This window comes from Vibrio sp. 2-1-2a (assembly GCF_032648565.1).
GTDB classification, from domain to species: domain Bacteria; phylum Pseudomonadota; class Gammaproteobacteria; order Enterobacterales; family Vibrionaceae; genus Vibrio; species Vibrio diabolicus.
Genome location: NZ_WBOH01000002.1, coordinates 584,707 through 609,508, shown reverse-complemented (window position 1 = coordinate 609,508; position 24,802 = coordinate 584,707). Strand labels below are relative to the sequence as shown.

Sequence of the window (24,802 nt, the reverse complement as noted above, 5' to 3'; positions counted from 1 at the left end):
TCTACTGCCATTTACGGTGGTAAGCACCTAGGGTGGTTTGCGTTCCTTCCGACACATTTGCGAGCGTCGCATCCCATGCGGCTTCAACTTGGTAAGCTTCTGGGTTGGCTTGGTAGCGATCGATCGCGGCTCGCCATGTTCGAGTGACTTGCTCTACGTAAGCTGGGCTGCGTTGGCGCCCTTCAATTTTTACAGATGCGACATTAGCGGCAAACAGTTCTGGCAGCATCGAAAGGGTGTTCAAACTGGTTGGCTCTTCCAGAGCATGATAGCGTTTTTTCTCACCATCAATTTCTGTTTCAAAACGACCTTTACAGAGCGTGGGGTAGCCTGCGTTTTCTCCTGCGCAGTAGCGGTCAATTAGGATGTTGTTCAGACGAGACTCAAGGCCTTGATCAGTTTCTTGCCAACGAACGTATTTGGCAGGAGAACAGGCACCCACAGTGTTTGGTGACTCACCCGTCATGTATGATGACAAATAACAACGGCCTTCGGACATAATACAAAGGCTACCAAAAGCAAAGACTTCTAATTCGACATCGCTAGTGATGTTGCGCGAAAGCTGTTTGACCTGATGAATCGATAAGACGCGAGGTAGTACCACACGTTTTACGTTGAAGTTCTGTTTATAAAAATCAATGGCTGCGACGTTGGTCGCTGATGCTTGCACTGAAAGGTGTAGCTCCAGATCGGGATATTTGCGAGCTGCATACTCCAGCACGGCAATGTCTGCAACAATCAACGCGTCCACACCCAGTGCCGCTGCATTGTCTACCGCGTTCGTCCAGCGCTCGAAGCCATTGGGATGAGCGAAGGTATTCAACGCGACATGAATTTTTTTGTCGCGGTCGTGAACGTATTGCACCGCTTTTTCTAACTTTTTGCCGTTAAAGTTGAGGCCAGCAAAGTGACGGGCGTTGGTATCATCTTTGAAGCCAATGTAGACGGCATCGGCACCGCAATCAATCGCAGTTTTTAACGCAGGCAGGTTACCCGCGGGACACAAGAGTTCCATATGCTCACAATCATTGAGAATAAAAAGGTGTCCGCATTTTATGAAGAATTATGAATAGCGAAATTGACCTAAGTTAGGTTTAGCTCAATAAAGTCGATATTTACCCCTTGAGAGTAAGGGTATCGAGTCGGGGTTAGTTCTTGTGACGACGATTCTGTACAAACAGCTCTTCAATTTCATGTTTTGGCTGTGGGCGATAAAAATGGAATCCTTGAATCGCATTACATTGAAGGTTAGAGAGCAAAGTAGCTTGCTGGTGGGTTTCCACCCCCTCGGCAACGACCGTCAAGTCGAGTGATTTACCCAGATTAATGATGTTTTCAATCACAGTGACCTGTTTGGGTAGCGTGTCGATATCGTTAATAAACGCGCGGTCGATTTTCAGCTCGTCGATAGGGAAGCGCGCTAAGTAGGAAAGGGAAGAGTAACCAGTACCAAAGTCATCGATAGAGAGGGCGAAGCCCAGCTTCTTAATCGCATTCAGCATTTGCAGTGTATGTTCGCTATCACTCATCACGGCACTTTCGGTTAGCTCGAAGGTAATGCAGCTTGGGTCAAGCTCGGTAGTGCGAAGTAACTTTTCCATAAAGTCGATCAGCTGTGGGTTACCAAATTGCTCGGGAGAGAGGTTGATAGCGACACGACCTGGCAGTATGCCTTGTTGTTTCCAACGTTTTACCGTATTGAAAACATCACGCATCACGACGCGTCCAAGGTGTTCGATTAACCCTGCACGCTCGGCGACAGGAATGAATGAACCTGGGCTAATGTAACCTTCGACAGGGTGTTTCCAACGAACGAGCGCTTCGGCACCGTTAATGCTGAAGTCACGCGCGTTAACCTTTGGTTGATACCACACCTCCAAACCGTTCTGCTGCAATGCTTTTTGCAGTTCGATTTCAAGCCACAAACGCATGCGCGCTTCTTTGTTCATCTGGTCGTTAAATTTGATCAGGCGATTTCGGCCACGATCTTTGGCTTCATACATCGCAGTATCGGCATTTTGTAGCAGGATTCGCGCATCTTGCCCGTCTTCAGGGTAACGAACGCTACCAATTGAGCACGCAAGGCGTTTGCTGAAGTGGTGTAAATCGAAAGGCTGGTTGATCAACGAGATAATGCGATCTGACAAAATTTCAGCCATGCGGGTATTTTCTGGTTCTGGCAGAATGACGCCAAACTCATCGCCACCCAAATGACCAATAATCGCTTGATTTGGCAGTAATCGTTTAAGACGGGCCGATACCTCTTGAATCACTTTATCGCCAATGTGGTGACCAAGTGAGTCATTAATATTTTTGAAGTTATCGATATCCAAATAGAACACCAGAAGCGGTGTTTGCTTTTTGATCAGCTGTTCCAAACGTTTGGTGAAGCCAAAGCGGTTGTAGAGTTTGGTGAGCGAATCAATGTGTATGTCTTCATTCGATGCAGAAGACAAATTCTTGGGTGTATCGTCAGCGTCTTGGATCAGGATGATTTGAGACTCGCTACCTAATATCGCCGTGGAATCAGCGTGTAACTGAACTTTTCGTTCAAAGCCACATCTCGCGCTGGTTAAGCAAACAAAAGGCTTGTCAGAAATTAATGCACTCAAACGATGACTAAACACTTTCTTGCTGTTTTCATCGATGAATAGACGGCTGAGCTCCTCGCCTAGCAACTCATGGGGAGAGTTCAGTCCCAGAAGGCGTGCTGATGCAGGGTTGGCAGAGATGATAATGTCATCTTCGATAAGCAGCAGACCGTCAGGCAGTAGTTGTGTCAATTTAGCAAATTTACTTTCGGACTCCTCCAAGGAGCGTACGAGGATCTGCTTTTCTGAAGTATCCACAGCGTGAAAAACGACAAAGCGAATTTCGTTACCTTCAAAAACCGGTGACAGACTAAAGTGCAGGCTGGTTTCAAGGTCGGTTTCATCGAGGGTGATTTCGGCTTCGACATGCGTTCCTTTGAATGCACGCTGATAGTAGGGCGCCAGCTTTTTATAAAACTGCTCGCCCAGTACCTGGCAATCGTTTAAGCCGATGATTTCCTCATGACTTAAACCTGCGATATCGCAGTAACGGTCACTTACCATTCGATAATTGTGTTTTTTATCAAGAATGGCAAAGAAGAAAGGGCTATTTGAGGTTAGCGTGGCAAACCAATGTTTTAATTGCTGGGAAGGCATTAGGGTATTACCGATCTCCAATGAGCCAGATTATTCGTCCGTGTATAAAAAGCGACACCCTGATAAGCCTGCGGCGGTCTACTATCAAGTCACAGTATCGCTTGCCATTAAAGGGCTCGCGGTTTTAACTTTACAGTTGACAATCACATGGATACGCTCAGATAACTATAACTTTGAAAATACGGTTGTAAAAGTGTTTATCCACCTGTTCGCATCAATAATACACGTAACTTCAAAAAAAGAAGCGTTAGTGAACAATAATCCACCAATCTAAAATAAGCACTTTATTGATACATAACAGTAATCTCATTGCCACGATTGCTTAATATAGGCAACCTAATGACAAAGTAACGGATAATGAACGTGTTAAACAAGATTCGCAGTCAACTAGTAAAGAACGCAGCTAACATTTTGCGTTCTCCAGTCCAGTTATTACCACAGCCAATTCAGCAAAAAGCATTGCTGGAGGGGCTAAAAATGGTGTTTAAAGAAGCCTTGGAAGATGGTGACTTTGAGTTCCTTGAAGACAAGTGGTTAAAAGTTGCGATTAAAGACTTGAACTTAGCATGGTACATCAGCTATCAAGACGAAAAATTAGTGGTAGCTGAAAAACCAGTTCAGGAAGATGTGAGTTTTAGTGGTAATCTAAACGACCTAGTACTGATTGCTGGTCGTAAAGAAGACCCTGACACACTGTTCTTCCAACGTCGCCTTTCAATTGAAGGCGATACTGAGCTTGGCTTAGAAGTGAAAAACTTAATGGACAGTGTCGACTTAGAGCAGTTACCGAAAGCAATGCAAGTCGCTTTGAATCAATTGGCTGATTTTGTTCAGAAAGGGGTTCAAGCGCCAGCACAACCAACCGGAGTAGCGAATGCTTATTCGAACTGAAGCCCCTGCGGACATTCTTACCATTGACCGCTTATTGAAACACGCCTTCCCGACGGAAGCTGAAGCTAAGCTTGTGATGCGTTTGCGCGAAAACAGCAAATTCACACTTTCCTTAGTCGCGTGTACAGATGAGGGAGAGGTGATAGGCCATGCTTTATTTAGCCCAGTGACCTTAAATGGTGAAGATTTGTCGTGGCAAGGGCTGGCGCCATTGGCTGTTCATGAAGATTACCGTCGCCAAGGCATCGCTGCAGAGTTGATCAAAGAAGGTTTTGATTCACTGCGTGATTTTGGCTATCCAGTGTGTGTGGTGTTGGGCTATCCTGATTATTACGCGCGCCAGGGCTTTCAATCATGCGACGAGATGGGATTCGAATGCGCTTGGGATGTTCCTAAAGGTGCATTTCGTATCGCAGAGTTGGTCGAAGGTCAATGTGCCGGACGCTCCGGACGCATAGATTACGCGCCAGAGTTCTCTGAACTGTAAATGAAAGAAGCCCACTAACTCAGTGGGCTTCTTTCTTAGTTCATTGAAAACTGAGATAGGGAGATTAAGACGATTGGTCACTTTTCTTCTTACCCCAAACCTCTATTTTTGCTTTCTTACTTAGCCCTAAAACATTGAGTTTTCTGCTGCCCCAACTACTGTAAGTCATTTCAATCTGTTTTAGCTTCGCTTCTCTTGAGTCGGGAAGGCTCCATGCACGAGTCGATAATCCACTTGTTAGCACACCCATAGAGGTTAGCTTTTTCTCACTACCGTCCGTCATCACGACTTTTAAGTCGTTAATGTCTACCGTGCCCTGCACACATTTCAGTTTAATTTTACTGAAGCTGCGATTTCGGAATAGGCTATTTGGTGTCACGGTATCCGTTTCTGTTTGGAATTTGACGGTTTTCGTTGCAAGCAGCTCCCACTCATCGCTGCTATTAGCAAAAATACTCATGCTGGTGGTGGCTACCAGTGCGCAAAGCAGCAGTGTAGGTAAGAATTTCATAATGTACCTCATATGTTATACCTACGGTGTGGCCATTGTCATAGGCAGAACAGTTCAATCATTCCAATGTATTGAGGTGTTCCTTGAAGTCCTTTAGGTATAATCACGATTATTTGTTAGGATTGCCCTCGTTCAAATAGGTGACGGAAAATGTCAATTAACGAGAAACAGTATTTACACGAAATGGGCATCAGCACATGGGAGCTGGTACACCCAGATAGATTGGCAGGTTACCAATCGCCAAAAATCGATTTGCAAAGTTCTTGCAAACTCCTGTTGATCTCTCCGGTATGTCCAGAGAATGAGACGGCGGTTTTGTTTGAAAACATCCTAAAGAGTATGAAGTTAACGCTTGACCAAGCGTTACATATTGAGCCAGAGCGATTTCCATTACTTGGCCAGCACGAGCTTGAGTGGGTTTGGTTTACAGGGTGTGAAGCCGAAGTATTGCCTGACACTAAACAACTGACATCGCCATTGTTGCAAGATGTGGATGGGAATACCCAACAAAAACGTGCACTTTGGCAACAGATTTGTTCTTACAACAATTCGAGCAAATAAGCATTAATCCCCGTTTTACTGCAATTGGTATTGCACATGAACCCCTAGGTAAATAATGACAACTAAAATCTTACCAATGTGCGCTGAGCACTTAGATCAAGTTTGGCAAATTGAGCAGCAAGCACACTCGCATCCGTGGGCAGAGTCTTTGGTACGTGATTTATCCAGCCGTGGAGCATGTCATCATGTGATGCTCGATGGCGAGATGGTGATTGGCTACTTCTATGCGCAGAATATTGTCGGTGAAGTTACGTTGCTGAATATTGCTATCGCGCCGCATCTTCAGGGTAAAGGCTATGGTCAAAAACTGTTGGATGCGTTCTTAGAACATTGTGAGCAATCAAAAGCGGAGAGTGCTTGGCTTGAGGTGCGAGAGAGTAATAAGCCTGCTATTTATATTTATGAACAAGCTGGATTCAATGAAGTTGATCGACGTCATAACTATTACCCTGCTAAAACTGGCACGGGAAAAGAAGATGCGATCATCATGAGTTATCTCTTCTTTCACTAACGTTAACGCATCCCATTAGGGAAGTCGTCCCTAAAGCGATCAGTTGCCCCTGAGGCAATAATAAGCGAGAATACCGCGCAATATTGAATCTAAAAAGCGTGTTTGCTTTTCGAGCAAGCATTCAGACATCAAAGAAGACCAGTTTCATGTCAAATACACCTTTTCTAAGCGAAGTGTCTAAACGTAGAACGTTCGCTATTATTTCTCACCCGGATGCGGGTAAAACCACCATTACTGAAAAAGTCCTTTTATTCGGAAACGCGATTCAAAAAGCAGGTACGGTTAAAGGTCGTGGTAATGCACAGCACGCAAAATCAGACTGGATGGAAATGGAAAAGGAACGTGGTATCTCGGTAACCACGTCTGTGATGCAGTTCCCTTACAATGATTGCCTGGTAAACCTACTTGATACTCCTGGACACGAAGACTTCTCGGAAGATACATATCGTACTCTAACGGCAGTCGACTCGTGTTTGATGGTTATCGATGCTGCGAAAGGTGTCGAGGATCGTACTCGTAAGTTGATGGAAGTAACCCGTCTACGTGATACGCCAATCGTGACCTTTATGAACAAACTTGACCGTGACGTTCGTGATCCAATGGAAGTATTGGACGAAGTAGAAAACGAATTGGGCATGATGTGTGCGCCTATCACGTGGCCAATCGGCTGTGGTAAAGAGTTTAAAGGTGTGTACCACATTCACCGTGATGAAACGATTTTATACGAATCTGGTCACGGTCATGAGATTCAAGAAGTTCGAATCATCAAAGGTCTAGATAACCCAGAGCTTGATGAAAAAGTCGGTGCAGGCCTTGCGGAAAGTGTTCGAGAAGAGCTTGAGCTTGTTATGGGGGCTTGCCCTGAGTTTGATTTGGAAATGTTCTTAACAGGTGACCTGACGCCAGTTTACTTCGGTACCGCATTAGGTAACTTCGGTGTAGACCACATGCTAGACGGTCTAACAGAGTGGGCACCAGCACCGAAAACGCGTCAAGCGGTTGAGCGTGAAGTTGAAGCGACAGAAGAGAAGTTCTCTGGTTTCGTATTCAAGATCCAAGCAAACATGGACCCGAAACACCGTGACCGTATCGCATTCATGCGTATTGTATCGGGTACTTACACGCAGGGTATGAAGATGAACCACGTTCGTCTTGGCAAGCAGGTGAGTATCTCTGATGCAGTAACCTTTATGGCGGGTGACCGTTCACGTGCAGAACACGCTTACGCGGGTGATATCATTGGTCTGCACAACCACGGAACTATCCAGATTGGTGATACCTTTACTCAAGGTGAGTCACTGAAGTTCTCTGGTATTCCGAACTTTGCCCCGGAACTGTTCCGTCGTATTCGCCTGAAAGATCCACTAAAGCAGAAACAGCTACTAAAAGGCTTGGTGCAACTATCAGAAGAAGGTGCGGTACAGGTATTCCGTCCACTACAAAACAACGATCTGATCGTTGGTGCCGTTGGTGTACTTCAGTTCGATGTTGTTGTGGCTCGTTTGAAGTCTGAATATAACGTTGAAGCGATTTATGAAGGCATCAACGTTGCAACTGCGCGTTGGGTTGAGTGTGATGATGCGAAGAAACTGGATGAGTTCCAACGTAAGAACCAAGCAAACTTAGCATTGGATGGTGGTGATAACCTAACGTATATTGCTCCAACAATGGTTAACTTAAACTTGGCGAAAGAGCGTTTCCCTGATATTGATTTCCGTGCGACGCGTGAGCACTAATCAAAAAGCGGTTTGGGTAAGCTTTAACGCAAACTAGATTTTAAAACGCCCTTGGCTATAAACTTAGCCAAGGGCGTTTTTTATAAGGATGAGATATGAACTGGTTTAAACGAGGATTGAAGCGTTACGACGACTGGTGCAAGGAGATGGGGCTAACCCCCGATCAAAAACGCAGCTGCGTTCCGTATCGAAAAGATCCTGCCCATCAAAATGAAGAGAACAGTGAAGCTCTGCTATTTTCTGATTCTCAGTTTGTCGGTACAGATAAAAAGTCTCAAGATGAAGCTCTTTGATACCCATTGTCACTTTGACTTTGATGTATTCCAAGGTGACTTTGCACATCAACTTCAGCTAGCTCAAACGCAAGGTGTGACAAGAATTCTGATTCCTTCAGTGGGACCTCAAAACTGGGCTCGTATTCAAACCTTGGCAGATCAACATGCCAATTTGTATTACGCCCTTGGGTTTCATCCGTATTTTCTTGAAGATAACGTCGAGCAGCACTTTGCTGAATTGGAACATTATCTAAAACAAAATGTTCCCCAGTGCGTGGCAATAGGAGAGTGTGGGCTAGATTTTGCCATTGATGTTGACCCACAGTTGCAAGAAAAGACACTTGAAGTTCAATTTGAACTGGCTAGACGCTTCGAACTCCCAGTTATTTTACATAGCCGAAAAGCGCACAATCGCCTTATTCAAATGGTTAAAGCGGCGAAGCTCCCTCGGGGAGGCGTGCTACATGCTTTCTCTGGGAGTTATCAGCAAGCAATGGAGTGGGTCAAATTAGGTTTTTTTATCGGTGTAGGAGGAACCATCACCTACCCAAGAGCGAAAAAAACGCGCGACGCAATTCAAAAATTACCACTCAAACATCTCGTGATCGAAACAGATGCACCGGATATGCCTATACTTGGATATCAAGGGGAGTCGAATCACCCAGCCAAACTCATTCACGTCTTTAATGAGCTCGTAGAGTTGCATAACGGCTCAAAGCAATCGATTGCCTCTCAGTTATGGAAAAATAGCAATTTTGCTTTCTCGATATGTGAATAAAATCTAAAGATGTGGTTTGAAATAGAAAACGTTTTCCTGTTTATTGTGAATTAACTCACAAAGCTGGCTGAATCAATCATGAATCTTATAGGAAAGTGTGAGGCTGGCATTACTTTAATTGATTCTGCATGAGTATAATTGCTCCCGCTTTATAGCTCCATTTTGTAACACGCCAATAAATAACTTATAAGGAAGTCATAAACTATGAGCCTGTTTATGAGCCTAATCGGTATGGTAGTGCTTCTTGCGATTGCAGTGGCATTTTCTAATAACCGAAAAGCTATCAATCTAAGAACTGTGGGTGGCGCATTCGCTATCCAATTCGCATTAGGTGCATTTGTTCTGTATGTACCTTGGGGCCGTGATCTACTAAACGGTTTCTCTTCAGGTGTTTCTAACGTTATCAACTACGGTAACGATGGTTCATCATTCCTGTTCGGTGGTCTTGTTTCTGACAAGATGTTCGAAGTATTCGGCGGCGGCGGTTTCATCTTCGCATTCCGTGTTCTTCCTACACTGATCTTCTTCTCTGCACTGATTTCAGTTCTTTACTACATTGGCGTTATGCAATGGGTTATCAAGATTCTTGGTGGCGCACTACAAAAAGCGCTGGGCACTTCACGTGCGGAATCAATGTCAGCAGCAGCAAACATTTTCGTAGGTCAAACAGAAGCACCTCTAGTTGTTCGTCCATTCGTTCCAAAAATGACTCAATCAGAGCTATTCGCGGTAATGTGTGGTGGCCTAGCTTCTGTTGCTGGTGGTGTACTAGCGGGCTACGCTTCAATGGGTGTTCCACTAGAGTACCTAGTAGCAGCATCATTCATGGCGGCACCAGGTGGTCTACTATTCGCTAAAATCCTTCACCCAGAGACTGACCAGCCTCACGAAAGTATCGAAGAAGCGATGGACGGCGGCGACGACAAACCAGTAAACGTAATCGACGCAGCAGCGGGCGGTGCGGCTTCTGGTCTACAACTTGCGCTTAACGTAGGTGCAATGCTAATCGCATTCGTTGGTCTAATCGCGCTGATCAACGGTATGCTAGGTGGCATCGGTGGTTGGTTCGGCATGCCAGAACTAACGCTAGAGCTAATCCTAGGTTACGCATTCTCTCCACTAGCATTCCTAATCGGTGTTCCATGGGCTGAAGCAGTAACTGCTGGTTCATTCATTGGTCAGAAAATCGTAGTGAACGAATTCGTTGCTTACTTGAACTTCACACCATACCTAGGTGAAAACGCTCAAGTAATCGCGGCAACTGGTGAAGTAATGTCTGAGAAGACAACAGCTATCATCTCATTCGCACTATGTGGTTTCGCGAACCTTTCTTCTATCGCGATTCTACTTGGTGGTCTAGGTAGCCTTGCACCAAACCGTCGTAGTGACATCGCTCGCATGGGTGTTAAAGCTGTTCTTGCAGGTACGTTGTCTAACCTTATGGCAGCGACAATTGCAGGCTTCTGCTTAAGCCTTGCAGCACTATAATTAGAATCGGTTCTTAATATATAGACGCCGTTTTACATCATGCCCTGTAGCAAGAGATTGCTGCGGGGCATTTTTCGTTTTTCGGGCTCTAAAATTTCACCGGGTGCCGGACTCAGTCTATGAGTTACGCAGCCGATGGAATAGGGGCTAGGAAATTTTGAGATACAAACCGTTTGCGCTCTATTTGGTGCTACAGTTTTGCGGTGAAACTCTATAATGTATTAATCACAGGATAGTGGTTAAGGTTGATACTTAATCACGTAATGAATATTACATAATCGATGGGCAAATGACTTGCCCAGCAATATCAGATCTAATAGGCGTTTTGCTGTGTGATGTGATATTAAAGACACCGCAATCATAGATTGTTGTGCCATAGGCCAAACTGGTACTGTGCGGTGACAAGGATAGCAATTGGCATATGAAATTTTCGCTGTATATGCCGAGTCTTCAGGGAACCAAGTCCGTTCATTAATAGACTGTTTAGCCATTTACTCACATTGTCTCGACTTGTTGATTATAGTTAGAGACGTGATGTAAGGCTGAGTAGTGAATTTTTTGAATATTGATCGGAGATAGAAATGAGCGATTTAAAAGCAGCAGCGCTACGTGCACTTAAACTTATGGACCTAACTACGTTGAATGACGATGACACTGATGCAAAAGTGATTTCATTATGTCATGACGCGAAAACAGCAGTAGGCAACACAGCTGCAATTTGTATTTACCCTCGCTTTATTCCTATTGCTAAGAAGACACTTCGTGAGCAAGGTACACCAGAGGTTCGCATTGCAACAGTAACGAACTTCCCACACGGTAACGACGACATCGAAATCGCTGTTGCTGAAACAAAAGCGGCGGTTGCTTACGGTGCAGACGAAGTTGACGTAGTTTTCCCTTACCGCGCGCTAATGGCAGGTGATGAGAAAGTAGGCTTCGAACTAGTTAAGCAATGTAAAGAGGCTTGTGGTGATATTCTTCTTAAAGTCATCATCGAAACGGGTGAACTAAAAGAAGAAGCACTAATCAAGAAAGCATCTCAAATCTGTATTGAAGCAGGTGCTGACTTCATTAAAACTTCAACTGGTAAAGTGCCAGTAAACGCAACACCAGAATACGCACGCATGATGCTTGAAGTGATTCGCGACATGGGTGTTGCAGAAACTGTTGGTTTCAAACCAGCAGGTGGTGTGCGCACTGCTGAAGACGCAGCTGCATACCTAGCAATGGCTGACGAAATCCTAGGTGACAACTGGGTTGATGCCCGTCACTACCGTTTCGGTGCGTCTAGCCTGCTAACTAACCTACTAAATACATTAGAAGTGACAGACGAAACTGCTGATCCAGCAGCGTACTAATCCCAATAATATGTCTGAACGGTAGCACCTAAACGGGTGCTACCAAACCTCTTCTATCCTACTTAACCATGGCTCACTGAGAGCATGGGAGGCACTAATGTATTTACCACAAGAAATCATTCGTAAAAAACGTGACGGTGAAGTACTTACCGCAGACGAAATCAACTTCTTTATTCAAGGCGTAGCAAATAATACCGTATCTGAAGGTCAGATCGCGGCGTTTGCTATGACGATTTTCTTCAATGAAATGACCATGGATGAGCGCATCGCCCTAACGTGTGCAATGCGTGATTCGGGCATGGTTATCGACTGGAGCCACATGAACTTTGGTGGCCCAATTGTCGACAAACACTCTACTGGCGGTGTGGGTGACGTAACGTCTTTGATGCTTGGCCCTATGGTGGCAGCATGTGGCGGTTTCGTACCAATGATCTCTGGCCGTGGTCTTGGCCACACAGGCGGTACGCTAGATAAGCTTGAGTCTATTCCAGGCTACAACATCATACCAAGCAACGATGTGTTTGGGCAAGTAACTAAAGACGCTGGTGTGGCGATCATCGGTCAAACCGGTGACCTAGCTCCAGCGGATAAGCGTGTTTACGCGACTCGTGATATTACCGCAACCGTAGACAACATTTCTCTGATCACTGCTTCCATTCTTTCTAAGAAATTGGCAGCGGGTCTGGAGTCGCTAGTGATGGACGTTAAAGTCGGCTCTGGTGCATTCATGCCAACTTACGAAGCGTCAGAAGAGCTAGCGAAATCAATCGTTGCAGTAGCAAACGGTGCGGGTACTAAGACCACTGCAATCCTGACAGACATGAACCAAGTATTGGCCTCTTCGGCAGGTAATGCGGTGGAAGTTCGTGAAGCGGTTCGTTTCCTAACGGGTGAATACCGTAACCCACGCCTACTTGAAGTCACTATGGCTTCTTGTGCAGAAATGCTGGTACTTGGCAAACTGGCTGAGAACACAGAAGATGCACGTGCGAAGTTGATGGAAGCACTAGACAACGGTAAAGCAGCAGCATGCTTCGGCAAGATGGTTGCGGGTCTTGGCGGCCCAGCAGACTTCGTAGAAAGCTACGATAACTACCTAGAAAAAGCGGAAATCATCAAGCCTGTTTACGCGACGGAAACGGGCATTGTTTCAGCAATGGACACGCGTGAGATTGGCATGGCTGTCGTTGCTATGGGTGGTGGTCGCCGTGTTGCTACTGATGAAATCGACTATGCCGTAGGTTTCGACGAGTTCATCCGCTTGGGTGAAGTTGCAGATAGCGATAAACCTCTTGCCGTTATCCACGCTCGCAGTGAAGAGCAGTGGGAAGAAGCGGCAAAAGCACTGCGCAGTGCAATCAAAGTAGGTGGTGAGTACACACCAACTCCAGAGGTTTACCGCCAAATTCGTGCAGAAGATATTTAATAGAACAAGTAATTACACAAGGCCTACTCAACCATAATAAAAAGCCGAGTGGGCCTAAGGAACGAGCAATGAAAAGAGCATTTATTTTAGTACTAGACTCATTCGGTATTGGTGCAACCGCTGACGCTGAGAAATTTGGTGATGTAGGTTCAGACACACTAGGCCACATCGCAGAACAATGTGAAAAAGGCTTAGCAGATAACGACCAACGTCAAGGCGCACTTCGCCTGCCAAACCTATCCAAACTTGGTTTGGCAATGGCACATAAAGAGTCAACAGGACGCTTTGCACCTGGCCTAGACGCAGATGCAGAAATCATTGGTGCGTACGGTCACGCAGCAGAGCTTTCTTCTGGTAAAGACACGCCGTCTGGTCACTGGGAAATCGCAGGTGTTCCTGTTCTGTTTGACTGGGGTTACTTCACAGACAAAGCAAACAGCTTCCCTAAAGATCTGACGGATCGCATCCTTGAGCGCGCGGGTCTTGACGGTTTCCTAGGTAACTGCCACGCATCTGGTACTCAAGTTCTTGATGACTTGGGTGAAGAGCATATGAAGACTGGGCAGCCAATCTTCTACACCTCTGCGGACTCTGTATTCCAAATCGCCTGTCACGAAGAGACATTCGGTCTAGACCGTCTACTAGAGCTTTGCCAAATTGCGCGTGAAGAACTAGAAGATTACAACATCGGCCGTGTAATCGCGCGCCCATTCATTGGCCCGGGTAAAGGTCAATTTGAGCGTACGGGTAACCGTCGTGACCTATCTGTAGAGCCACCATCAGCGACTATCTTACAAAAGTTAGTTGATGAGAAGGGCGGTCAGGTTCATTCCATCGGTAAGATTTCAGATATTTATGCAGGTTGTGGGATCACTAAGAAAACCAAAGCAACAGGCATTCCAGCACTATTTGAAGCAACGAAAGAAGCGATAAAAGAAGCGGGTGATAACACCATCGTATTCACTAACTTCGTCGACTTCGATTCTGCTTACGGTCACCGTCGTGATGTGGCGGGTTACGCTGCAGCGCTTGAGTACTTTGATGGTCGCATCAATGAAGTGCTAGAACTGATGGGTGAAGATGACGTGCTTATCCTAACAGCAGATCACGGCTGTGACCCAACATGGCCAGGTACTGACCATACTCGTGAGCACATCCCAGTATTGGTTTACGGTCAAAAAGTGCCAGCAGGCTCTCTTGGCCGCCGCGAAACATTCGCAGACATTGGCCAAACATTGGCGAGCTACTTCGGTACTTCTCCAATGGATTACGGTAAGAATTTCCTATAATTAGGATATTGAAAACTAGGAGCTGAATGCTCCTAGTTTTATGTTTGCAGTATGCAAGTACTGCTTGTCGGAAATGAGAATACTCTGGCTTATATCGCCTTAAGCGCGGAGCGCTAGAGAAAGGTTAAGGAAAAGAAAATGGCAACTCCACATATCAATGCTGAAATGGGCGCATTCGCAGACGTCGTACTGATGCCGGGTGACCCGCTACGTGCAAAATACATCGCAGAAACTTTCCTTGAAGACGTTGTGCAAGTGTGTGATGTGCGTAATATGTTCGGTTACACAGGCACATACAAAGGCCGTAAGATCTCGGTTATGGGCCACGGTATGGGTATCCCATCATGCTCGATTTACGCAACGGAGCTAATTAAAGACTTCGGCGTGAAGAAAATCATCCGTGTTGGTAGCTGTGGCGCAGTAAACGAAGACATCAAAGTGCGTGATGTTGTGATCGGCATGGGCGCGTGTACGGATTCTAAAGTGAACCGTATCCGTTTTAAAGGTCATGACTTTGCAGCAATCGCAGACTATAAAATGGTTCGCGCGGCAGAAGACGCAGCAAAAGCACGTGGCATTGATGTGAAAGTCGGGAACCTATTTTCAGCGGAGCTTTTCTACACGCCAGATCCAGAAATGTTCGACGTAATGGACAAGTACGGCATTGTTGGTGTTGAAATGGAAGCGGCGGGTATTTACGGCGTAGCGGCAGAATACGGTGCAAAAGCTCTGACAATCTGTACAGTATCAGATCACATCAAAACGGGTGAGCAAACAACTTCTGATGAGCGTCAAACAACATTCAACGACATGATGCTAATCGCACTAGATTCAGTATTGCTAGGCGACGCAGAATAAGCGACAAAGAGTCATCTTAGTTTCTTGACATTAAGAACTAAAAGAACAGCCCGCACAATGCGGGCTGTTTTTGTATTAGATGCGATTACCGACTGACTATTTGGTTAGCAGTAGATTTTGCGCTTTTTTACGGCGGATAGGCTGTCTACGTAAAATCATAATGAATAACATGCCGCAAACAAAACTCATTAGCACCATCATGTACATGTAGCGATCACTCTTACGATAGTGGTGGTCAGAAATCGCGGTTACACGACCTGTCTCAAAGGTGACGCGAACAAAACCGATGAGTGCTTCATCGGCAAATACTGGTTCAACCAACTGCTGGCGGCCAATGGAAGCTGTTGCCAAAGGCGTGTCTAAGCCTAAAACTTCGCGTACCGATAGCGCATCTTCACTAGACGCTAAACGTACGCCTTGTGCATCATATATTGTCGCATCAAACACCAAACGGTCTTGTGCTAGCTGGTTTGTCAGCTTAAGTAAGCGTTCTTGATCTTTGGTCAAAATCATTTCACTGGCAGAAAGAGACGCCTGTGAAATCAAAACTTTGGTGAGTGTCTCAAGCTGCTGTGCTTGAATTTTCTCGTTGCCCTTACTGATCACAACACTGTTTTTGATCGTGATAAACAACATCACACACAGTAGGATTAGTGCCAGAATTCTTAGGGCATTCCTTACTGAGAACAAGGATTCACTCATGCTCTTTACTCATCCATTTAAAATAAAACAAAGACTTGCCTTTTTAGTTTGTTGAGGTAACGTTTTAGCAAAGTCATAAGGGATTATATACATGGACGCGTCAAAAAGCTTGCCTATCAGAAAACATACGACACTTTTAAAACGATTACCCGAGACTCGATTTGCCTCCCAACTAGATAAAGCAAAAGCAAACTGGATAGTGTTTGCAGAATACCTTTCGCCACGTCATTTTGAAGACATTGATTTCTTCACAGGTGTCTACAACCCCGTGTTAGAAACGTGGAAAGTTGGCCAATATGAAGTCGCCTTGATGGCAGGAGAGTTGACCCCTCAACACGAAACGATCTTACAAAGCCTCAACTTGGATTACGCCTCGCTTAATGAAGTTCCAGATCTCTCAACCCAAGGTTTGATTGTATTTGACATGGACTCAACGGCAATCCAGATAGAGTGTATTGATGAAATCGCAAAACTGGCCGGAGTCGGGGATGAGGTGGCAGAAGTTACTGAACGTGCGATGCAAGGTGAACTGGATTTTGAGCAAAGCTTGCGTCAACGCGTAGGCAAGCTCAAAGGAGCTGATGAGTCAATTCTTGAACAAGTTCGTTCCCAATTGCCATTTATGCCGGACTTTGAAGCGTTAATCGCAACGTTAAAAGCACTAGGTTGGAAAACAGCGATTGCTTCCGGTGGTTTTACTTACTTCTCGGATTACATCAAAGATAAAGTCGATTTAGATTTTGCTCGCTCTAATCAGTTAGAAATCATTGATGGTAAGCTCACCGGGAACGTACTTGGCGATGTGGTTACCGCGCAGATGAAGTCAGACATCCTGGTGGAATTGGCGGATGAATATGAAATTGAGCAGCACAACACGGTTGCTGTCGGTGATGGCGCTAACGATCTTGTGATGATGTCGGTGGCGGGCTTAGGTATCGCGTACCACGCAAAACCTAAAGTGGAAGCTCAAGCGCAATCTGCGATTCGCTTTGCAGGCTTAGGCGGTGTGCTCTGTATTTTATCTGGTGCACTGGTGAAGCAGCAAAAGGTCAGCTGGAAAGCAAAACCTTAATTTATCCATTCAAAAACACCGCCTTTCTGGCGGTGTTTTTCGTTGACTTAGTATGGCTCTAAACTTACTCGGTTAACTCCAATCTAATTACAACTTCTTCCGTAATGTCTTCAAACTCACTGTAACCGACCAAAGCGGTCAGCTCCTTTTCTAATTTGCTCGCTTGATGTACACCAAATTGGGTTAAGTCACTTAAATCTTGTTGCAGCAACGATGTCATCGGATCGAAAATTGGGGCTGTAGATAAGCGAATCACGTAGAAGTCACCCATCATTCGCGCTTTCTTTATAAATTGAATCCGTTCTTTTACGCTGTTGAACTCTTGATGAAGCTTAGACTCAATGCCTGTAATTTTATTGCCGACTTTGGCTGCGCTAATGTAGATATCCTGATGCCTTGCTTGAGCTCCCTCTACACGCTTTATCGGCTCTGCGATTAATGTGCTTGTTCGACCTTTAAAGATAGGTTCAAGTGACAACAATTGATCGTGCCCAAGGCGTGCAAAAAGCTCAATGTGCTTAGGTAGCGGCAAATTCACCCCAATAACGGGGGTTTTGATTGAAGACGACGTAGTTTTACTGATAAAAATGGGTGTGCTCAGAGTTCGAGAGAGCAACATGCTATGCAGTCTTTCAAGTAACGCATTACTCGGTAGCATCTCTTTTTGCGGGATCAACTTATCTTGATTGTGCTCGATAATGCTGTTGAAAAAGGCGATCACTTTAATGGTGTGGCTGCTTTCATCAATAACTAGCTGTACGCTACAGCCATCTGGGCTAACACGAATTACCCGGTATGGCACCGACGTTAAAGGCAGCTTTTTGTCGTAGAGTTGTAACTCTCGGAAGTTGACCTGAACCTCTTGCCCAGAGCGCAACATGGTAGGTTCGTCCAGTTTAATGCCGAGCCCTCGCTTTGAAATATCGACGGTGCTGCCGCTCGCTGTGACGGGTCCAGAGCGCAGTTCTATTGGGGTCTTAAATCGGTAACGTGGCTCTTTACGACGAGACTTGGCATCAAAATAAATGCCTTTCGGGTTGCCTATAATTCTTCTCGGATGGCGAAATGCATTTAACGTATTCGCGGGTAAGCGCGGCTTTTCAGTGAGCAGATAATCCTGCCCTGATTTTTCGTCAGCAATTTCTTGCAAGATGCCAATATGAGTCAATGATTGGGACGTTTCAGCCAACTCCGGAGAGAAAGCGGCTAAGTCTTCCTGTTCTTGCTCTGACAGTTCAAATATCGAAATTCTAAACGCGCGCCAACTTTCACGTTTAGCACCTAAATGCCAAAATAGCTGGCGTTGTTCACGAGTGGCCTCAGGACGAAGCATCGAATAGAAATAGGTTCGGTTTTCGTGCTCGTGAGTAAATGAATAAAGGACGTTTGTGGTGCCTTTAACGCCAGGTTTAATGAGTGACGCGACTCGCTTCTCATTAAATAAGGATCCAAACATTTGCTGGTTCCTTTCATCATGCCAGTACTGCCAAAGCTTTTGATTGTTTGGCGTCAACATAGCGAGTTTCAGCTCACTGCCATCAAAGAATAGAGGTAAGCTGCTGGTGTGCTTAAGCGCGATGTGCTCATAACCACGAGTTCGAGCTCGAATGATCTTATCTTGATTATCGTGACGAGCTCTTTTAGCTGCGCTGTTGAGCGCTTCATCGATCACTCGAGTAACGACATTGGTTTCAGTTAAACGTATGGTTCTGAGGTATCGAACTGAGTCATTCTCGTAACAGTCATCAACCGCAAGTATGCGGTACGCCAGCGGTTTCTCTATACCGGCAACCTGAGATTTGCTGGCAAATTCAGTAAACGTGACCTGAATAATCTCCCCAAGGTTATATTTAAACGCACTTGGGACTTTGAACTTTGCGCCAGAGCAGGATAAGTCAATGCTTAACCCATGCAGAAGTTGCCCTTTAGAGCGGCAAATCTCGACTTGAGATTGGACTTTCAAGCGCTTTTCTTGGCGCTTTAAGTCATAGCCGAGGTGAACGGGCTCCGCTAAGAAAGGGCTTTTAGGATCCGTTAACGATTGCGTTTTTTGTTGAGTAAGACGTTTGCTCATTACGCGAAAGTTATTCCGTGTGTTGACCAAAGCTTCCCACATTCCCTCAGTGTAGCCGCCAAACTTTTTGATGTTTTTATGGTAAGCGTTGAAAGCAACGTCATCTAACCAATGTGGAATACCATCCAAAATATACTCGCGACATTCACCTTGGACGCGACCGCGCAGATCGATGCTTTTTTTGCACGGAGCCATCAAGCGATTAAGTTCCATCTTCACTAAGATTTTGGCCGAAGGCGGCTCTTCCTCGGTCAATTGGCCAAGGACAAAGTCAAAGTCATCCGAACCGTAAACGGGAATGAGTCGTTCTGCGATCGAGAGAATTTCAGATTGCTGCATTATTTCTGTTAGAGTATGTCGTTACTTTAAATTGTATCGGCTAAGCGAAGTAAAACTTAAGTATATCAATAGTTCATTTCAGTTAAGGTCTGACTTGGCTGTGCTTAGTCACATTTGTAGAAAAAATCGAGGCATCATGGCGAAAGCAAAACGAGCGTATGTTTGTAATGATTGTGGCGCGGACTTTCCCCGTTGGCAGGGGCAGTGTAACGCATGTGGTTCGTGGAATACGATAACAGAAGTCCGTATCGCTGCATCGCCAACGGTTGCTCGTAATGAACGTTTATCCGGCTACGCTGGTTCCGCAACAGAAGCAACAGTTCAAACGTTATCCGAAATTGATCTGCAGGAAGTGCCACGCTTCACCAGTGGGTTTAAAGAACTTGACCGCGTATTAGGTGGGGGCGTTGTACCCGGCGCCGCTATTTTGATTGGTGGTAACCCTGGCGCGGGTAAATCCACCTTGCTGCTGCAAACCATGTGTAGTTTGTCTGCGCAAATGCCAACGCTCTATGTAACAGGTGAAGAATCGTTGCAGCAGGTGGCGATGCGTGCTTCTCGACTAGGCTTGCCGAAAGATCATTTAAAAATGCTATCGGAAACGAACGTCGACAAAATTTGCCAAATCGCCGAAAAAGAGCAACCTCGCATTATGGTGATTGACTCGATTCAGGTAATGCACGTTTCAGATGTTCAATCGTCACCGGGCAGTGTTGCTCAAGTACGTGAATCTGCGACAGCTCTGACACGATACGCAAAACAGAATAACGTCGCGGTATTTATTGTTGGTCACGTAACAAAAGATGGTACCCTTGCGGGCCCTAAAGTTCTTGAGCACATTATAGACTGTTCAGTGCTGCTTGATGGTGGTACTGATAGCCGCTTTCGCACATTGCGTAGTCATAAAAACCGCTTTGGCGCTGTGAATGAGCTCGGTGTTTTTGCAATGACAGGCCAAGGGTTGAAAGAAGTGAGTAACCCATCCGCGATTTTCCTTTCTCGTGGTGAAGAAGAAACATCAGGTTCTTCTGTTATGGTGGTTTGGGAAGGTACGCGTCCTCTATTAGTAGAGATTCAAGCGTTGGTGGATTACTCGCAATTGGCAAACCCTCGCCGTGTTGCGGTCGGTTTGGAGCAGAACCGCTTATCACTTTTGCTCGCTGTGTTGCATAAGCATGGTGGCTTACAAATGGCAGACCAAGATGTCTTTGTTAATGTGGTTGGCGGTGTTAAGGTGACGGAGACGAGTGCCGATCTTGCGTTAGTTATGGCGCTTTTATCGAGTTTTCGTGACCGTCCACTACCCAAAGATGTGGTTATTTTTGGTGAGGTCGGGCTTGCAGGCGAAATCCGTCCTGTGCCAAGTGGGCAAGAACGTTTGAATGAAGCGTTCAAACATGGTTTCAAGAAAGCCATTGTGCCTGCAGCAAACATGCCGAAAGGCGGCATTCCTGGCATGCAAATTCACGGCGTTAAGAAATTGTCGGAAGCTATAGAGGCTTTTGACGAGCTGTAATGCTCATAAGAATGGTATTTGTGTAATCACAAACTGTTCTATCCGTCCTCAATAAAATGCGAATAAAGTACATAAATTGCTGTGTTTGACTATGCTTTGGGGACGGAAATTTCACGTTAAAATTTTTTTTCTTCCATCCGCACGCAAGGGTATCAGTATTGACAGAATGTGATATACTCTGCGCGCACTTTATACCTTATTAACAGAGTAAGACAATGACTGATTTATCAAAATACAGAAACATTGGTATTTTTGCTCACGTAGACGCGGGTAAAACTACCTCTACAGAGCGTATCCTAAAGCTAACTGGTAAGATCCATAAGATCGGTGATACACACGACGGTTCAACTACAACTGACTTCATGGAGCAGGAAGCTGAACGTGGTATCACAATCCAGTCTGCAGCAACAACTTGTTTCTGGAACGATCACCGTCTAAACATCATCGATACTCCTGGACACGTTGACTTCACTATCGAAGTTTACCGTTCTCTAAAAGTACTTGACGGTGGTATCGGTGTATTCTGTGGTTCTGGTGGTGTTGAGCCTCAGTCAGAAACTAACTGGCGTTACGCTGACGAATCACACGTATCACGTCTGATCTTCGTTAACAAACTAGACCGTATGGGCGCAGATTTCTACAAAGTTGTAGATCAAGTACAAAACGTACTAGGTGCTACACCTCTAGTTATGACTCTACCTATCGGTATCGAAGAAGATTTCGTAGGTGTTGTAGACGTACTAAGCCAACAAGCTTACGTATGGGATGAGTCTGGCCAGCCAGAGAACTACGAAGTTCAAGATATTCCAGCAGACATGGTAGAAAAAGCTGCTGAATACCGTGAAATGCTAATCGAAACTGCTCTAGAGCAAGACGAAGATCTAATGATGGCTTACCTAGAAGAAGGCGAAGAGCCATCTCTAGAAGACATCAAACGTTGTATCCGTAAAGGTACTCGTGATCTAGCATTCTTCCCAACTTACTGTGGTTCAGCGTACAAGAACAAAGGTATCCAACTTATTCTTGACGCGGTAATTGATTACCTACCATCTCCAACAGAAGTTGATCCACAGCCTCTAACTGATTCAGAGACTGGTGAGCCAACTGGTGAAGTTGCGACTGTATCTGCAGACGAGCCACTACGTGCGCTTGCATTTAAGATCATGGACGACCGTTTTGGTGCTCTAACCTTTATCCGCATCTACTCTGGTAAGATGAAGAAAGGTGACACAGTACTTAACTCTGCAACTGGTAAAACAGAGCGTATCGGCCGTATGGTTGAGATGCACGCAGACGAGCGTAACGAGATCGATTCAGCACAAGCTGGTGACATCATCGCTGTAGTTGGTATGAAGAACGTTCAAACTGGTCACACTCTATGTGATCCTAAGCACGAATGTACTCTTGAGCCAATGATCTTCCCAGATCCAGTAATCTCTATCGCAGTTAAGCCTAAAGATAAAGGCGGTTCTGAGAAGATGGGTATCGCGATCGGTAAAATGGTTGCAGAAGATCCATCATTCCAAGTTGAGACTGATGAAGATTCAGGCGAAACTATCCTGAAAGGTATGGGTGAACTTCACCTAGACATCAAGGTAGATATCCTTAAGCGTACTTACGGCGTTGAGCTAGAAGTTGGTGCTCCACAGGTTGCTTACCGTGAAACTATCACTCAAGCAATCGAAGACAGCTACACGCACAAGAAACAGTCTGGTGGTTCTGGTCAGTTCGGTAAGATCGATTACCGTATCAAACCAGGTGAGCCAAACTCTGGCTTCACGTTCAAGTCAACAGTTGTTGGTGGTAACGTACCTAAAGAATTCTGGCCTGCAGTTGAGAAAGGCTTTGCGTCAATGATGGAGCACGGTGTTCTAGCTGGCTTCCCTACTCTAGACGTTGAAGTTGAACTATTCGACGGTGGTTTCCACGCAGTTGACTCTTCAGCAATCGCTTACGAAATCGCTGCTAAAGGCGCATTCCGTCAGTCTATGCCTAAAGCTGGCGCGCAACTTCTTGAACCAATCATGAAAGTTGACGTGTTCACTCCAGAAGATCACGTTGGTGACGTAATCGGTGACCTTAACCGTCGTCGTGGTATGATCAAAGACCAACAAGCTGCGTCTACTGGCGTACGTATCAAGGGTGATGTACCTCTATCAGAAATGTTTGGTTACATCGGTACTCTACGTACAATGACTTCTGGTCGTGGTCAGTTCTCTATGGAGTTCTCACACTACGCACCATGTCCAGCAAACGTTGCTGAGCAAGTAATTGCTGACGTTAAAGAGCGTAACGCTAAGAAGTAATTCTTAAGTTAACTCTATAACTTGAAAGCCCCGCCTAGTGCGGGGCTTTTTGTATCTAACCGCTTATACACAGCGCGTTTGTGTTTCGCTGATATACGTCTTTGGTGTTGTTTACCGACTATTCTGAAGCTGAGCCAGTATTACTAACATTGAGGTCGATGGTTTTAAAATCTGGTATCACTGACTTTTCAAATGTTTCTATTTCTTCTCTCAACCATTGTGCGAACAATTGGGCTTTAGGTCGCTTTAAGTAGCCTTTTGGAGCGCACAGGTAATACGCAAATTTGGGTTTAATGGCTATATCACCAATTCGGACCAGTTTGCCTGAACGGAAATATTGATGAGCTAAACTGTGTTTGACGAGCGCTACGCCTTGTAGTGATAACGCAGCTTCTAACACTAAGTGTGAGCCACTGTATTTTAAAGCGGGCTTTGCCGCAGAGTGTCCAAGTCTTGCTAACCACATGTTCCAGTCGAGATCGGGCCACACGTCTTCGATGAGCTCTGCTTTGCTTAAATCTTCGATGCTATAGATGCCATGTTCCTTCTGATACATCGGATGACATGCTGGGTAAAAGGCTTCGTCCATCAGCCACTGCGATTCTAAATTTGGGTATTTTCCTAATCCGTAGCGAACGCACAAATCTATCTGACTATCTTGAAAAGAGACGAGATCATTTGTGGGCTCTAGTAATAGGGCAATATCAGGATGACGCTGACGAAAAGCCGTAATTTTCGGCACCAACCAATGGTGAGCGAAAGAGGGGAGTGTTGATATCGAAAGGTGGTTAGGATTAGGATCTTGATTAACCAATCTAACCCCTTGCTGCAAATGTGCAAACCCTCTTTCTGCCTGAGTAAACAGCAGCTCTCCCTCTGGTGTGAGCACGATTTTTCTGTGCTGGCGAACAAATAAGTCCGTTCCTAAAAACTCTTCAAGATGACGAATTTGCTGACTAATGGCAGCTGGTGTAACAAACAATTCTTTTGCCGCTGTTTTAAAGCTTCCTTCCTTTGCTGCAACGAAGAAGTAATACAAGCCCTGTAAAGGAGGCATTCGATCTTTCACATTAGTTTTCCTTAACTCAATGGCAGATTCTATCGTTTGAGGATATCAGCGTAGTCTCCGATTATTAACTGGTCAACATTGTTATAGGAGTTGGTTACATGGAAAACATGACACACACTTGTGAGCGCACTTTACCAGCTGACCATCAGACCGGATTACAGTTAATTTATTCTAAACTTGCTAGTTGGAGAAGAAACTACAAGACACGTCGTCACTTGAGAGAGTTACCAGAACATCTTTGGGACGATATAGGATTAGATGAAAAGGAGATTAATAGTGAAGTGAGGAAGCCGTTTTGGAGAGAGTAGTTTATGAGTTTGATTCAAGCTCAGAATTAAACTGCACTCCCCAATGATATTGAGGAGTG

At 45.3% G+C, this 24,802-nt stretch carries 22 protein-coding genes; 16 read left to right on the top strand and 6 right to left on the bottom strand.

Annotation, left to right across the window (positions count from 1 at the left end; all coding sequences use genetic code 11):
- Position 1 precedes the first annotated feature (1 nt).
- Together F7Y48_RS07445 and F7Y48_RS07440 are read right to left on the bottom strand one after the other, a co-directional pair.
- Entirely contained in the window at positions 2–1,015 is a 1,014-nt protein-coding gene (locus tag F7Y48_RS07445) for a peptidase U32 family protein (RefSeq protein WP_047008948.1), read from the bottom strand.
- Positions 1,016–1,148: 133 nt separating this feature from the next.
- Complete coding sequence (locus tag F7Y48_RS07440) at positions 1,149–3,188, bottom strand: bifunctional diguanylate cyclase/phosphodiesterase (RefSeq protein ID WP_005394646.1); 2,040 nt, start codon at positions 3,186–3,188, stop codon at positions 1,149–1,151.
- Positions 3,189–3,551: 363 nt separating this feature from the next.
- Between F7Y48_RS07440 and F7Y48_RS07435 the strand changes: the two genes are divergently transcribed.
- Entirely contained in the window at positions 3,552–4,079 is a 528-nt protein-coding gene (locus F7Y48_RS07435) for an SCP2 domain-containing protein (protein ID WP_005394645.1), read from the top strand.
- Complete coding sequence (locus F7Y48_RS07430) at positions 4,063–4,566, top strand: N-acetyltransferase (protein WP_316682991.1); 504 nt, start codon at positions 4,063–4,065, stop codon at positions 4,564–4,566. Before F7Y48_RS07435 ends, F7Y48_RS07430 begins: the two co-directional genes overlap by 17 nt.
- 64 nt (positions 4,567–4,630) lie before the next feature.
- Here F7Y48_RS07430 and F7Y48_RS07425 read toward each other — a convergent pair whose 3' ends face one another.
- Entirely contained in the window at positions 4,631–5,077 is a 447-nt protein-coding gene (locus F7Y48_RS07425) for a hypothetical protein (protein WP_316682990.1), read from the bottom strand.
- Between the two features lie 150 nt (positions 5,078–5,227).
- On the opposite strand from F7Y48_RS07425, the gene F7Y48_RS07420 reads away from it, so the two are divergent.
- From F7Y48_RS07420 to deoD, 10 genes are all read left to right on the top strand, one after another.
- On the top strand, positions 5,228–5,638 hold the full coding sequence (locus tag F7Y48_RS07420) for a DNA polymerase III subunit psi (RefSeq protein WP_316682989.1): 411 nt from the start codon (positions 5,228–5,230) through the stop codon (positions 5,636–5,638).
- Positions 5,639–5,693: 55 nt separating this feature from the next.
- Positions 5,694–6,149: a ribosomal protein S18-alanine N-acetyltransferase gene (gene rimI, locus F7Y48_RS07415; protein WP_005394641.1), complete on the top strand. Its 456-nt coding sequence runs from the start codon at positions 5,694–5,696 to the stop codon at positions 6,147–6,149.
- Between the two features lie 146 nt (positions 6,150–6,295).
- The gene (prfC, locus tag F7Y48_RS07410) at positions 6,296–7,885 is read left to right on the top strand and encodes a peptide chain release factor 3 (protein ID WP_012841453.1); all 1,590 of its coding nucleotides are present in this window, start codon (positions 6,296–6,298) and stop codon (positions 7,883–7,885) included.
- Positions 7,886–7,980: 95 nt separating this feature from the next.
- Complete coding sequence (locus F7Y48_RS07405; RefSeq protein WP_046875042.1) at positions 7,981–8,178, top strand: DUF5363 family protein; 198 nt, start codon at positions 7,981–7,983, stop codon at positions 8,176–8,178.
- Positions 8,165–8,938, top strand: a complete 774-nt coding sequence (locus tag F7Y48_RS07400) for a TatD family hydrolase (protein WP_046875041.1) — start codon at positions 8,165–8,167, stop codon at positions 8,936–8,938. The genes F7Y48_RS07405 and F7Y48_RS07400 overlap by 14 nt, the downstream gene beginning before the upstream one ends.
- A 204-nt stretch (positions 8,939–9,142) precedes the next feature.
- On the top strand, positions 9,143–10,426 hold the full coding sequence (locus F7Y48_RS07395; protein WP_006742377.1) for a NupC/NupG family nucleoside CNT transporter: 1,284 nt from the start codon (positions 9,143–9,145) through the stop codon (positions 10,424–10,426).
- 581 nt (positions 10,427–11,007) lie between these two features.
- Positions 11,008–11,784 carry a deoxyribose-phosphate aldolase gene (gene deoC, locus F7Y48_RS07390; protein ID WP_006742378.1) on the top strand — a complete coding sequence of 259 codons (777 nt, stop codon included), beginning with the start codon at positions 11,008–11,010 and terminating at the stop codon, positions 11,782–11,784.
- A gap of 97 nt (positions 11,785–11,881) precedes the next feature.
- On the top strand, positions 11,882–13,210 hold the full coding sequence (gene deoA / locus F7Y48_RS07385) for a thymidine phosphorylase (RefSeq protein ID WP_316682987.1): 1,329 nt from the start codon (positions 11,882–11,884) through the stop codon (positions 13,208–13,210).
- Between the two features lie 68 nt (positions 13,211–13,278).
- Positions 13,279–14,499 (top strand): phosphopentomutase, encoded by a 1,221-nt coding sequence (locus F7Y48_RS07380; RefSeq protein ID WP_046875039.1) that lies wholly within the window; start codon positions 13,279–13,281, stop codon positions 14,497–14,499.
- Between the two features lie 138 nt (positions 14,500–14,637).
- Complete coding sequence (deoD, locus tag F7Y48_RS07375; RefSeq protein ID WP_005456104.1) at positions 14,638–15,357, top strand: purine-nucleoside phosphorylase; 720 nt, start codon at positions 14,638–14,640, stop codon at positions 15,355–15,357.
- A 96-nt stretch (positions 15,358–15,453) separates the two neighbouring features.
- On the opposite strand, the gene F7Y48_RS07370 is transcribed toward deoD, so the two are convergent.
- Positions 15,454–16,059 carry a YtjB family periplasmic protein gene (locus F7Y48_RS07370; protein WP_041852892.1) on the bottom strand — a complete coding sequence of 202 codons (606 nt, stop codon included), beginning with the start codon at positions 16,057–16,059 and terminating at the stop codon, positions 15,454–15,456.
- A gap of 91 nt (positions 16,060–16,150) precedes the next feature.
- Here F7Y48_RS07370 and serB point away from each other — a divergent pair, with 91 nt between their 5' ends.
- Positions 16,151–17,131: a phosphoserine phosphatase gene (serB, locus tag F7Y48_RS07365; protein ID WP_046875038.1), complete on the top strand. Its 981-nt coding sequence runs from the start codon at positions 16,151–16,153 to the stop codon at positions 17,129–17,131.
- A gap of 64 nt (positions 17,132–17,195) precedes the next feature.
- Here serB and F7Y48_RS07360 read toward each other — a convergent pair whose 3' ends face one another.
- Positions 17,196–19,544 (bottom strand): PilZ domain-containing protein, encoded by a 2,349-nt coding sequence (locus tag F7Y48_RS07360; protein WP_048625937.1) that lies wholly within the window; start codon positions 19,542–19,544, stop codon positions 17,196–17,198.
- Positions 19,545–19,680: 136 nt separating this feature from the next.
- Between F7Y48_RS07360 and radA the strand changes: the two genes are divergently transcribed.
- Both radA and fusA read left to right on the top strand, forming a co-directional pair.
- On the top strand, positions 19,681–21,060 hold the full coding sequence (radA, locus tag F7Y48_RS07355; RefSeq protein ID WP_012841458.1) for a DNA repair protein RadA: 1,380 nt from the start codon (positions 19,681–19,683) through the stop codon (positions 21,058–21,060).
- Between the two features lie 215 nt (positions 21,061–21,275).
- Positions 21,276–23,366 carry an elongation factor G gene (gene fusA / locus F7Y48_RS07350; RefSeq protein ID WP_012841459.1) on the top strand — a complete coding sequence of 697 codons (2,091 nt, stop codon included), beginning with the start codon at positions 21,276–21,278 and terminating at the stop codon, positions 23,364–23,366.
- A gap of 118 nt (positions 23,367–23,484) precedes the next feature.
- On the opposite strand, the gene F7Y48_RS07345 is transcribed toward fusA, so the two are convergent.
- Positions 23,485–24,435, bottom strand: coding sequence for a LysR substrate-binding domain-containing protein (locus tag F7Y48_RS07345; RefSeq protein ID WP_316682986.1), 951 nt, complete (start codon positions 24,433–24,435; stop codon positions 23,485–23,487).
- Positions 24,436–24,533: 98 nt separating this feature from the next.
- Here F7Y48_RS07345 and F7Y48_RS07340 point away from each other — a divergent pair, with 98 nt between their 5' ends.
- A complete protein-coding gene (locus F7Y48_RS07340) occupies positions 24,534–24,743 on the top strand; it encodes a DUF1127 domain-containing protein (RefSeq protein WP_041852893.1) in 210 nt (69 codons plus the stop codon).
- Positions 24,744–24,802: the final 59 nt, after the last annotated feature.